General features: G+C 71.4%; 13 protein-coding genes. 8 read left to right on the top strand and 5 right to left on the bottom strand.

Going from position 1 to position 11,653, the window contains the following annotated elements; translation table 11 throughout:
- Nucleotides 1-15: 15 nt before the first annotated feature.
- Nucleotides 16-1,116: a cellulose binding domain-containing protein gene (locus BJ971_RS16815; RefSeq protein ID WP_184994204.1), complete on the top strand. Its 1,101-nt coding sequence runs from the start codon at nt 16-18 to the stop codon at nt 1,114-1,116.
- 73 nt (nt 1,117-1,189) lie between these two features.
- On the opposite strand, the gene BJ971_RS16810 is transcribed toward BJ971_RS16815, so the two are convergent.
- On the bottom strand, nt 1,190-1,519 hold the full coding sequence (locus BJ971_RS16810; RefSeq protein WP_184994202.1) for a putative quinol monooxygenase: 330 nt from the start codon (nt 1,517-1,519) through the stop codon (nt 1,190-1,192).
- Between the two features lie 204 nt (nt 1,520-1,723).
- On the opposite strand from BJ971_RS16810, the gene BJ971_RS16805 reads away from it, so the two are divergent.
- From BJ971_RS16805 to smpB, 5 genes are read left to right on the top strand one after another with little or no spacing between them, the layout of a single operon-like run.
- Complete coding sequence (locus tag BJ971_RS16805) at nt 1,724-2,974, top strand: ABC transporter substrate-binding protein (protein ID WP_239087198.1); 1,251 nt, start codon at nt 1,724-1,726, stop codon at nt 2,972-2,974.
- Complete coding sequence (locus BJ971_RS16800) at nt 2,971-3,924, top strand: carbohydrate ABC transporter permease (protein WP_184994200.1); 954 nt, start codon at nt 2,971-2,973, stop codon at nt 3,922-3,924. Before BJ971_RS16805 ends, BJ971_RS16800 begins: the two co-directional genes overlap by 4 nt.
- A 2-nt stretch (nt 3,925-3,926) precedes the next feature.
- Nucleotides 3,927-4,760, top strand: a complete 834-nt coding sequence (locus BJ971_RS16795) for a carbohydrate ABC transporter permease (protein ID WP_184994198.1) — start codon at nt 3,927-3,929, stop codon at nt 4,758-4,760.
- Nucleotides 4,761-4,780: 20 nt separating this feature from the next.
- Nucleotides 4,781-5,953 carry an ABC transporter ATP-binding protein gene (locus tag BJ971_RS16790; protein WP_184994196.1) on the top strand — a complete coding sequence of 391 codons (1,173 nt, stop codon included), beginning with the start codon at nt 4,781-4,783 and terminating at the stop codon, nt 5,951-5,953.
- A 30-nt stretch (nt 5,954-5,983) separates the two neighbouring features.
- Complete coding sequence (gene smpB / locus BJ971_RS16785) at nt 5,984-6,493, top strand: SsrA-binding protein SmpB (protein ID WP_184994194.1); 510 nt, start codon at nt 5,984-5,986, stop codon at nt 6,491-6,493.
- A gap of 12 nt (nt 6,494-6,505) precedes the next feature.
- On the opposite strand, the gene BJ971_RS16780 is transcribed toward smpB, so the two are convergent.
- From BJ971_RS16780 to BJ971_RS16765, 4 genes are all read right to left on the bottom strand, one after another.
- Nucleotides 6,506-6,841, bottom strand: coding sequence for a hypothetical protein (locus BJ971_RS16780; RefSeq protein ID WP_184994185.1), 336 nt, complete (start codon nt 6,839-6,841; stop codon nt 6,506-6,508).
- Between the two features lie 78 nt (nt 6,842-6,919).
- The gene (locus BJ971_RS16775) at nt 6,920-7,414 is read right to left on the bottom strand and encodes a hypothetical protein (protein ID WP_184994183.1); all 495 of its coding nucleotides are present in this window, start codon (nt 7,412-7,414) and stop codon (nt 6,920-6,922) included.
- Nucleotides 7,415-7,448: 34 nt separating this feature from the next.
- On the bottom strand, nt 7,449-8,906 hold the full coding sequence (locus BJ971_RS16770; protein WP_184994181.1) for an FAD-dependent monooxygenase: 1,458 nt from the start codon (nt 8,904-8,906) through the stop codon (nt 7,449-7,451).
- 69 nt (nt 8,907-8,975) lie between these two features.
- Entirely contained in the window at nt 8,976-9,584 is a 609-nt protein-coding gene (locus BJ971_RS16765) for an acyl-CoA-like ligand-binding transcription factor (RefSeq protein WP_184994179.1), read from the bottom strand.
- Nucleotides 9,585-9,707: 123 nt separating this feature from the next.
- Here BJ971_RS16765 and BJ971_RS16760 point away from each other — a divergent pair, with 123 nt between their 5' ends.
- Nucleotides 9,708-10,754, top strand: a complete 1,047-nt coding sequence (locus BJ971_RS16760; protein WP_184994177.1) for a hypothetical protein — start codon at nt 9,708-9,710, stop codon at nt 10,752-10,754.
- A 23-nt stretch (nt 10,755-10,777) separates the two neighbouring features.
- Nucleotides 10,778-11,632 (top strand): SCO6745 family protein, encoded by an 855-nt coding sequence (locus BJ971_RS16755; protein WP_184994176.1) that lies wholly within the window; start codon nt 10,778-10,780, stop codon nt 11,630-11,632.
- Nucleotides 11,633-11,653: the final 21 nt, after the last annotated feature.

The raw sequence follows: 11,653 nt of genomic DNA, 5'->3' as shown, positions 1-11,653 counted from the left end.
ACCTGAGGTGAGGCGATGTCCCCCAGAAAACTGCTCGCCTGCGTGGCCGCGGCCGCGCTCATCGGAGTCGGCCTGCTGGCCGCGCCGGCGTCCGCCGCGGTCGGCTGCCGCGTCGCCTACACGGTCACCAGCCAGTGGCCGGGCGGCTTCGGCGCGTCCGTCGCGATCACCAACCTCGGCGACCCGCTGAACGGCTGGACGCTGGCCTTCTCGTTCCCCAACGGCCAGACGGTCACCCAGCTGTGGAACGGCGCGGTCAGCCAGTCCGGCGCGGCGGTGTCGGTGCGCGACGCCGGCTACAACGCCGCCGTCGCCACCGGCGCGACCACGTCGTTCGGCTTCAACGGTGCCTGGACCGGCACCAACGGCGTGCCGTCGTCGTTCACCGTCAACGGCGTGACCTGTACCGGCGGCGTCACCACTCCCCCGACCACCCCGACGACCACGCCACCCACCACGCCGGGCACCACGCCACCGCCGACCACGCCCCCGCCGACCGGCGGGACGGTCCGCGTGATGCCGCTTGGCGACTCGATCACCGGATCGCCGGGCTGCTGGCGCGCGCTGCTCTGGCAGCGGCTGCAACAGGCCGGGCTGACCCGGGTGGACTTCGTCGGGACGCTGCCCGCGCAGGGCTGCGGCTTCACCTACGACGGCGAGAACGAGGGGCACGGCGGCTTCCTGGCCACCAACGTCGCCGACCAGAACCAGCTGCCCGGCTGGCTCGCGGCCACCGACCCCGACGTGGTGATGATGCACTTCGGCACCAACGACGTGTGGAACAACCGCTCGCCCGCCACCATCCTGGCGGCGTTCACGAAGCTGGTCGGGCAGATGCGCGCCTCGAACCCGGCGATGAAGATCCTGGTCGCCCAGATCCTGCCGATGGCGCCGAGCAACTGCGCGGACTGCGGCCAGCGGGTGATCAACTTCAACGCGGCGATCCCGGCCTGGGCCGCGTCGACCAGCACGGCGGCCTCCCCGGTCACCGTCGTCGACCAGTGGACCGGCTTCAACACGGCGACCGACACCCCGGACGGCGTGCACCCGAACGACAGCGGCAACCAGAAGATCTCGAACCGCTGGTACCCGGCCCTGAGCGCGGTGGTCTCCTGACCGTGCCCGACTGAACACGACCGGGTGAACGCGGCGGCCCCGGACCTCGCCCGAGGTCCGGGGCCGCGGCGCGTCAGCTGCCCGGCACCGCCATCTCGCCCAGCTCCGACCAGTCGTCCTGGTCGACCGTCTGGCTGACGATCTTCGGCGTCGCCACCAGGTGCGCGGGCAGATCCTGCTGCGCCTGCTTGAAGTGCGCCGAACCGACGTGCGCCGCGCCCGCCGCGCCGTCGCGGAACGCCTCCACCAGGACGTACTCGTCCGGGTTGTCGACGCCGCGGAACCAGTCGAACCACAGGCAGCCCGGCTCGGCGCGGGTCGCGGCCGTGAAGCCGCCCGCGATCTCCGGCCAGCGGTCGGCGTCCGCCGAATTGATCAGGAACTTCGCGGTAATAAAGATCATCGCTGCGCCCTCTCTTGCTAAATCGACACAGTGGGAACGTCCGTCCTGTCACGTTTTCACGGCCGACTTGCCACGGGAAGCACATCGATCACCGCGGAATCAGATTCCCCAGCGGTCGCGCACCTCCCCGATATCTGGCAATGTCGACGTCAGGGCTGTGAGGTGGGCCACAATCTGCCACCAGTCTGCCCGAACGGAGGATCGATGATGATTCAACGACGGTGGACCTCGATCATCGGCGTCCTTGCGCTGTTGACCCCGGTCGCGGCCTGCTCCAGCGCCCCCGACGGCACGGTGATCAACCTCTACGGCGGTGCGAGCGGGCTCGGATTCGACAAGATCATTGACGACTGCAACCAGCAGGCGGCCGGCCGGTACACCATCGTGGGCAACCTGTTGCCAAGCGATGCCGACGGTCAGCGCGACCAGTTCGTGCGCCGGCTCGCCGCCAAGGACGACGGCATGGACCTGCTCGGCATGGACGTCACCTGGACCGCCGAGTTCGCCGAGGCCAAGTGGATCCGGGAGCTGACCGGGGACCAGAAGGCGCAGGCGACCAAGGACACCCTCCAGCCGCCGATCGACACGGCCACGTGGAAGGACAAGCTCTACGGCGTACCACGCACGACAAACGTCCAGCTGCTCTGGTACCGCAAGTCGCTGGTGCCGACGCCGCCGAAGACGATCGACGAGATGATCTCGATGGCCCAGCAGCTCAAGGCGCAGGGCAAGCCCTACGAGATCGGCTTCACCGCGGCCCAGTACGAGGGATACGTGGTGAACGTCAACAACCTGATCACCGCGTACGGCGGGACGCTCGTCAACGAGGACAGCTCGGCGCCCACCATCGACGACAAGACCGTGCAGGCGCTCACCCTGCTGCACAAGCTCTCCACCTCGGGCGTGACCAGCGCGTCGCTGTCGAACGCGCAGGAGCCGGAGGTCTTCGCGGACCTGCAGGCCGGCCGGTCCGCGTTCTCGCTCAACTGGCCGTACGTGCTGAGCTCCATGCGCGAGGCGAACCCGGAGCTGGTCGACGACCTCGGCTACGCGCCGTACCCCTCGGTGGACGGCAGCCCGCCGAAGGTGACCCTCGGCGGGATGAACTACGCCATCAGCACCTACAGCAAGCACCCGGAGGAGTCCTTCGAGGCCGCGATGTGCATGCGCAACGAGAAGAACGCGCTCAGCGCCGCGCTCGACGGCGGCGACGTGCCGGCCCTGGCCACCGTCTTCGAGCTGCCGGAGTTCAAGAAGGCGTACCCGATGGCGGACGTCATGATGACCGAGCTGGAGGCGGCCGTGCCGCGACCGGTCTCGCCGGTGTACCAGAACATCTCGACGCTCGTGTCGACCACCCTCTCGCCACCGCAGAGCATCAACCCGCAGAAGGCGGCCGACAAGCTGCGCGACTCCATCCGGGACGCGATCGACGGCAAGGGGATCGTGCCATGACCATCACCCCGACCTCGGCCGCCGTGGCGGCCGAGGACCAGTTCGAAGACGGCACCCTCCAGATCGCCCGCCAGCGCCACACCGATGCCAAGCGGGCCGAGCGCAAGCTGGGCCTGATGCTGGTCGCGCCGGCCGTGGTGATCATGACCGCGGTGGCCGCCTATCCGATCCTGTACGCGTTCTGGCTCTCGCTGAACAAGGCGGACCTGCGCCGGCCGGACGCCAACGAGTTCATCTGGTTCGACAACTACATCACCGTGCTCTCCAGCCCCATCTGGTGGACCGCGTTCGGTGTCACCATGCTGCTCACGGTGGTCGGCGCGACCCTCGAGCTGGCACTGGGGATGCTGCTGGCGATCGTCATGCACCGCACGATCGTGGGGCGCGGGCTCGTGCGCACCTCGGCACTGGTGCCGTACGCGATCGTGACCGTCGTCGCGGCCTTCTCCTGGCGCTTCGCCTGGACACAGGGCATCGGCTGGCTCGCACCTTCCGACTCGGCACCGCTGACCGAGTTCTGGCCGTCGATCGGGATCATCATCCTGGCCGAGGTCTGGAAGACCGTTCCGTTCATGGCCCTGCTGCTGATGGCCGGCCTGGCCCTGGTGCCGGAGGACCTGCTCAAGGCGGCCTCGATGGACGGCGCGAACGCGTGGAAGCGGTTCTGGATGGTGACCGTGCCGCTGATCAAGCCGGCCATCCTGGTGGCGCTGCTGTTCCGCACCCTTGACGCGTTCCGGGTGTTCGACAACATCTTCGTGCTCACCAGCGGGTCGAACAAGACCAGCTCGGTGTCGATGGTGGCCTACAGCAACCTGATCCGGGGCCTGAACCTCGGCATCGGATCGGCGATGTCGGTGCTGATCTTCCTCACCGTCGGGATCATCGCCTTCCTGTTCATCAAGCTCTTCGGGGCGGCGGCGCCCGGATCCGACGCGGGGAGGCGGTAGCCATGCAACCCGAGACCACCAACCGCAAGCTGATGTGGTGGGGCGTCAACGCGATCGTCCTGCTGTACGCGTTCGTTCCGGTGATCTGGATCGTGTCGCTGTCGGTGAAGGACGACGCGACGCTCAACGACGGGAAGTACCTACCCACCTCGCCGAGCGACGACAGCTACACCGCGATCTTCAGCAACCAGGACTTCCTCAGGGCGCTGTTCAACTCGATCGGCATCTGCATCATCGCCACCGCGATCGCCATCGCGTTCGGGACGATGGCCGCGTACGCCATCGCACGCCTCCAGTTCCCCGGCAAGATGCTGATCGTGGCGGCGGCGCTGCTCGTCTCGATGTTCCCGCAGATCGCACTTGTCACGCCGCTGTTCAAGATCGAGACCTCGATCGGGCTGTTCGACACCTGGGCCGGCCTGATCATCCCGTACGTCGCCTTCGCGCTCCCACTCGCGATCTACACGCTGTCGGCGTTCTTCCGGGAGATCCCCTGGGACCTGGAGAAGGCGGCGAAGATGGACGGCGCGACGCCATACCAGGCGTTCCGCCAGGTCATCACCCCGCTGGCCATGCCCGGCATCTTCACCACCGCAATCCTCGTCTTCATCTCCTGCTGGAACGACTTCCTGTTCGCACTCTCGCTCACCTCGACCTCGAACGCGCGCACCGTGCCGGCGGCGATGAGCTACTTCACCGGCGCCACCACGTTCGAGAAACCGACCGGACCGATCGCGGCCGCCGCCGTGGTCATCACCATCCCCATCGTGATCTTCGTGCTGGTGTTCCAGCGGCGGATCGTCGCGGGGCTCACCTCGGGCGCCGTCAAGGGCTGACCCATACCGAAGGAGCTGACATGGCCGAGATCGTGCTGGAACATGTGGTCAAGCGCTACCCCGACGGTGCCCTGGCGGTCGACGACTTCAATCTCGAGATCGCCGACGGCGAGTTCATCATCCTGGTCGGCCCGTCCGGCTGCGGGAAGTCGACGACGCTGAACATGGTGGCGGGCCTGGAGGACATCACCGCGGGCAAGCTGATCATCGACGGCCAGGTGGTGAACGACAAGGCGCCCAAGGACCGCGACATCGCCATGGTGTTCCAGTCCTACGCGCTATACCCGCACATGACGGTCGGCGAGAACATGGGCTTCCCGCTCCGGCTCGCCGGCATGGACAAGGAGACGATCAAGAAGAAGGTCGCGCAGGCGGCCGACATGCTGGAGCTGGGCCAGCACCTGGACCGCAAGCCCGCCAATCTGTCCGGCGGGCAGCGCCAGCGGGTGGCGATGGGCCGGGCCATCGTCCGGTCGCCGAAGGCGTTCCTGATGGACGAGCCGCTGTCGAACCTGGACGCCAAGCTGCGGGTGCAGATGCGTACCCAGATCGCCCGGATCCAGAAGAACCTCGCCACGACGACCCTCTACGTGACCCACGACCAGACCGAGGCGATGACCCTCGGCGACCGCGTGGTGGTCATGCGCGGCGGCATCGTCCAGCAGGTCGGCGCGCCGGCGCACCTGTACGCGCACCCGGCCAACCTGTTCGTGGCGGGCTTCATCGGCAGCCCGTCGATGAACTTCTTCCCGGGCCGGCTGCGCGGGGACTCCGTGGTGACCGCCCTCGGCGAGGCGCGGCTGCCGGACAAGGTCCGCCAGGCCCTGGAGAGCGGGGAGGGCGAGCGCGAGGTCATCGTCGGCATCCGCCCGGAGCACTTCGAGGACGCCACCCTGGTCGGCGACAAGCCCGGCGCCACGTTCGACGCGGAGGTCGACATCGTGGAGGCGATGGGGTCGGACGTCTACGCCTACTTCACGATCAAGGGCGAGGGCGCGCACTCCAAGGACCTCGACGACCTGGCCAAGGACACCGGCAACGACCTGCGCAGCGGAGGGGTCGACGTGACGGCCCGCCTGGACGCCTCGGCCGAGGTCCAGCGCGGCCGGACGGCCCGCATCTGGTACGACGTCGCGAAGATCCAGGTGTTCGACGTGGCGAGCGGCAAGAACCTGATCGCGGCGACCGACTGAGTCCTCGTTTGCGAAGATGTCGGCGGACGAATGTCCGCCGACATCGAGGGGGCTGCCACGGCCAGGGAGAGCGGGCGCAAGGTCATCGCGTCCAACAAGAAGGCGCGGCACGACTACGCGATCCTGAAGACCTACGAGGCCGGCCTCGTGCTGGCCGGCACCGAGGTGAAGTCGCTGCGCGCGGGCTACGCGTCGATCGTGGACGCGTTCGCACAGGAGCACGAGGGCGAGCTCATGCTCTACAACCTGCACATCGCGGAGTACGGCTTCGGATCGTGGACCAACCACGCGCCGCGGCGTACCCGCAAGCTCCTGCTGCACCGGGTGGAGATCGCCCGGATCCTCGACAAGCTGCGCGAGCCCGGCAACGCCCTCGTCCCGCTGTCGCTGTACTTCAACGACGGCTGGGCCAAGGTCGAGCTGGCCCTGGCCCGGGGCAAGAAGGAGTACGACAAGCGCCAGGCGCTCGCCGAGCGGGACGCCAACCGGGAGATCTCCCGGGCCATGGGCCGGCACCTGAAGGGCCGCACCCGAGGCTGACCGCCGAGGCGCTCAGCCCGGCAGGAGATGCTTGAAGCACTGGAAGTTCTCGGCGTGGTGCATGGTGCGCCAGTACGTGACCTCGACGGAGTTCTGCAGGCAGCCGTCGTGGAAGCAGCGCACCCGCAGCCTGGTGCCGTCCGGCACGAAGTCGGTCTGGCCGGGATGGCGCCGGCAGGTGTGCTCCGGCGTCAGGTCGTTCAGGAAGTTGCGCCAGGAGCAGCCCTCGGCCTGGCACCGCGCCAGCTTGCCGCGGGGGAACAGGGGGCGACGCAGGCCTGGCATGGGCGGTGCGAGCGGAATCGGATCCGGGATGAGGTGCACGGGACCCGGTAGGGACGAGCTCATATCGGCCACCTTCCGGTCAGGGGCTCTGCCCTGGACGCTACGCCGCCCCGGCGCCGGTCACAATCGGATCGCGGCGGTTCATGTCACGTCCTGATCCGGCAGCGGCAGCTCGATCACCTCGCCCGCCGCGGCCGCCTGCGGCGAGTGCGCCGGCGCGGGGCGCTCCGGCTCGGTGCGCCGGGCGTAGCGGCCCTGGTGGCGGGTCACCGGCAGCGGGATCATCCGGATCGGGGCGGGCGGCTCGGCGAGGCGCCCCGGCCCCCAGCGCACCCAGACGGCCACCCGGCCCGCGCCGGCCTCGGCCAGCAGCTTGTCGATGGTGCGCCTGCGGTCGGTGTGGTCCACCTCCACCACGACCGGCGGCGCCCCGGGGCGGGCCAGCGCGACGTCGAGCACCGAGTGCTGCCGGTCCATCGGCGGCGGCAGGGTGACGACGCTGGGAGCCCGCCGGTAGACCCGCCAGCCCTGCGCGTCGCCCCAGGCCGCCACCGCGTCGATGATCCGGGCGGTCACCTCGTCCTGCGTGAGGTCCGCGAAGGTCAGTCGCGCCAGCCAGGCCGCCAGGTCTTCCATTGCGGCAGATTAGCCGCACCCTGCGACAAGGCCGTCAGGGCTTGCCGAACCACCGGCTCAGCGCCTCCTCGAGCCCGTCGGCGGAGGTGCCCTCCCAGGCGACGTAGCAGTCCGGCCGCAGCAGCAGCGCGGTGCCGGTCCCCTCGGTCCGGGCGACGTCCACGCGGTCGGCCCAGGAGCCGGCGTCGAGCCGTCCGGTGGGGTCGAGCAGCAGCGGCCGCCCGGTACGGGTCAGCGCCGCCAGACCCGGCACGTCCGGCGCCCAGCGGCCGACGTGCGGTCCGGTCGCCGTACCCATGTCATAGGTGATGTCGGCGCCCGCCATCAGGGCGGCGATATGCCGCCGGGTCTGCGGCGACTCGAGCAGCTCGCCGAAGAGCTGCCGCAGGGCGGTGATCTCGCCGCCCGGCCCGACCAGCACCGACTGCGCGCGGGTGTGCATGTTCACCCGCTCGCCGACCGGCCGCCGCTCCGACTCGTAGGTGTCCAGCAGCCCGTCCGGCGCGTGGCCGCGCACCTCGGCGGCGAGCTTCCAGCCGAGGTTGATCGCGTCCTGTAGCCCGAGGTTGAGCCCGGGACCGCCGATCGCGGAGTGCACGTGCGCGGCGTCGCCGACCAGCAGCACCCGCCCGGCCCGGTACCGGTCGGCCAGGCGGGTGTTGCCGCCCGCCGTCCGGCGCAGCAGGTGCGGACCGGCTCCGGTCGGCGCGGCGATCGGCAGGTCCGCGCCGAGCACCCGGGCGGCCGCGGCGCGCAGCTCGCCGACGGTCATCTCGGCGTCGCCGGCCTCGGCCCGCTCCGCGACGCTGACCAGGGCGGGCCGGCCTCCGGGGAACGGCGCCCAGGTGATCAGGCCGCGCTCGGTGCGTGTGTGCTGGAACGGCGGCAGCACCCCGAAACCGGGCACGTGCAGCGCGCCGTGCGGGTCGACCAGGTCCGCCGGCACGCTGACGTGCCCGGTGCGCGAGACGGTGTCGTCGGTGGTGACCCCCGGGAAGCCGATCCCGGCGAACCCGCGGACCCGGCTGCGCCCGCCGTCGGCACCGACCAGGTAGGACGCCTCGATCGGCGCCCGGCCGGCGACCTCGATCGTCACCGACGTCCCGTTCTGGGTGACGCCCAGCACCTCGTGCCCGCGGCGGACCTCGACGCCCAGCTCGGCGGCGCGCTCGGCGAGCATCGCCTCGATCCGCGACTGCGGCACCATCAGCGTGTACAGCGGGTTGTCCGGCAGGTCGTGCAGCGGCAGCGGGAACGCGCCGAACATGAAGCGGGGCACGGGCACCGGCGGATCGGGGGTGCCGGTGAGGCGTTCGTAGAGCCCGCGCCGGTCGAGCATGCGCACGACCTGGCCGACCAGGCCGTTGGCCCGCTGCTCGGTGGTCGGCCCGGTCAGCTTCTCCAGGACCAGCGGCCGGATGCCGGCCAGGGCCAGCTCGCAGGCGAGCATGAGGCCGTTGGGCCCGGCACCGGCGATCACTACATCGAACATGGTGGAACCTTCTTTCGGGTACGGGCCATCGGCCCGGCGCCCGCCGGGCTGTCGATGGTCGCGGAGGGGCTAGGGCGGCGGCAGGCCCGCGGCGATCCGGGCGAACGCCTCCGTGAGCAGTGCCTCCATCGAGGCCGTGCCGTCGCCGCGCAGGTAGTGGTTCTGCGCGACGTTGTTCGCGGCCGCGACGGCGGCGGCCACCAGGTGCGGATAGAGGTCGGTCTCGAGATCCGTGCCGGTGCGCTGCGCCACCGCGGCGGCGAACACCGCCTCGGCCCGCGCGCCGGCGCGCAGCCACTCGCCCTGCAACGCGGGCTCGGCGACCATGGTCCGCAGGCCGGCGACCCAGGCACCCCGGTCGGTGACCGGGTGCAACGCCAGCTCGGGGCCGGGCTCGAGCTGGCTCAGCGCGACCTGGGTGATCGACTCCCAGAGCGGTTCGCCGGCGGGCCGCGCCAGCAGCTCGTCGGCGGCGCGCTGGAGGCGGTTGAGGTGGCGGGACGCGATGGCCTCGCCCTTGCTGGAGAAGTAGTTGTTGAACGTGCGGGGCGAGACGCCCGCGGCGGCGGCGATGTCCTCCACCCTGACGTTGTCGAAACCGCGCTCGACGGTGAGGCGGATCGCGGCCCAGCTGAGCGCGCTGCGTGTCTCGGCCTTCTTGCGCTCGCGGAGTCCCATGCGCCCACCGTAGCTCAACTTGCGCGGTACGCAAATATGCGGGCCACGCAAGTTTCGGTCGGCTTCCGATCCGCGGGGCGCCGCGCCGCGTACCGGTCGATGTCACCGACACGGAGGTGCACCATGCCCGGAATTCCCGACTGGCCCGAGCCCGGCACTCCCCTGCCGGAGGAGGAGCCGACGATCGAGCTGCCGGTCATCACCGCGGACCCGCCGGCCGCGGGCCCGCACACCTCGACGCCGAGGATGGCGCAGGCCGCACTCTCCCTGGCGCTGACCAGGCCGGCGCGGCGGATCCCGGCGCTGGCCCGGCGTGGCCGGCCGGCACCGGCGGCCGCGCCGGCGCACCCGGAGCCGGAGCCGGAGCCGGAGCCGGAGCCGGAGCCGGAGCCGGTTGCGGTGGACGAGCCCGAGGCGGCGCCCCCGCCGGAGCCGGACCGGCGCTGGCTGATCGGTGCGGGCATCGCCGCCGGCGCCCTGCTGCTGACCGGCACCGCGGTCTTCGTGCTGGGCCGCGACGGCGGCGTCCCGGGCCCCGGAGACTGGGCCCCACCGGCCGCCGCGGCGGCCGGTGGGCACACCGCCACCGCCGCGCGCGAGGGACGCACCACCGCCGGCTTCGACCTGGTCGACGGGGCGCGGCAGGTGACCGTGCGGGCCGCCGACCTCGGCGACGCCCTCTACCGGATCAGCACGCCGGACTCCGGCGACGCGGTGCCGCGCACCGAGGAACGCGACGGCCGCATCCTGCTGCGCCTGGACGGCGACGCCCAGTCGGTCGACATCGCGCTGAACTCGTCCGTGCGCTGGGACCTGCGGATGGCCGGCGGCGCCGACCTGAGCACCATCGATCTGAGCTCGGGGCGGGTCGGCGGCGTCGACCTGACCGGCGGCGCGAGCCGGATCAACCTGACGCTGCCCCGGCCGGACGGGACGCTCGGCGTCCGGATGAGCGGCGGGGTCAGCCTCTTCGACGTGCGGACCGCCGGCGGGGTACCGGTGCGGATCCGGGTCGGCGCCGGTGCCGGCCAGGTGACGGTGGACGGTCTGCGCCACGCCGGGGTGGCCGCCGGGAAGATCTTCACCCCGGCCGCCTGGGCCGGCGCCGTCGACCGCGTCGACGTGGACGCGGCGGCCGGTATGTCGGCGCTCACCGTCGCACCCTACTAGCGGGTAATGACAGGATGGCGCGCATGACCGAGGTGACCCCCGCCCTTGCCCGCGAGGCCTGGCGGCTCGCTGAGCCGCTGCACGCCATGATCTATTTCGTACCCGAGTCCCGGGAGCGCTTCGAGGCGCTCGGCATCAGCGCCTCGAACGGCTACTTCGCCTCCCGGGGCGGCGTCTTCGGGCCGGTCGGGCCGGAGCTCGTCGTCGCGACCTTCTACAACTTCCACCCCGGCCGGGTGGCCCGTGCGCTGCCCGCGGCCTGGCAGCACACCACGCCGGCGGCCGCCCTCGCGGCCCGGCTGGACGCGGCCGACGCGGCCCTGACCCGCGGCCTCGGCGACGCGATCAAGAGCCCGGAGGTGGCCGAGGCGGCGGAGCTGGCCCGGCTCGCGGCCGAGTCGGCCACCGCGCACACCGCGGGCCGGCCGCTGTTCGCCGCGCACGCCTCCCTCGACTGGCCGGACCAGCCGCACCTGGTGCTCTGGCACGCCGTGACCGTGCTGCGCGAGTTCCGCGGCGACGGGCACGTGGCCGCGCTGCTGGTCGCGGGCCTCACCGGCCTGCAGTCGATGGTCCTGCACACCGCCTCCGGCCAGGCCAACGGCGAGTTCCTGCGCAGGAGCCGCGGCTGGAGCCAGGAGGAGTGGGCAGCGGAGGCGGAGGCGCTGCGCGAGCGCGGCCTGCTCGACGGGGACGAGCTCAGCGACCAGGGCCGGGAACTGCGCGCCCGGATCGAGACCGAGACCGACCGGCTGGCCGTCCCGGCGTACCAGGCGCTCGGCGCGGACCGCTGCGGCCGGCTCGCGGAGCTGGCCCGGCCGCTGAGCCGGACCCTGGTCAAGGCCGGATTCCTCGCCGCGGTGGCGCCCCGGAAGTGATCAACATCCCAGACCTGACAA

The sequence above is a fragment of the Amorphoplanes digitatis genome (genome assembly GCF_014205335.1).
In the GTDB taxonomy this organism is placed as follows: Bacteria; Actinomycetota; Actinomycetes; order Mycobacteriales; family Micromonosporaceae; genus Actinoplanes; species Actinoplanes digitatus.
The sequence above is the reverse complement of the archived record's forward strand: the minus strand, read 5'-3'. Positions and strand labels throughout refer to the sequence as shown.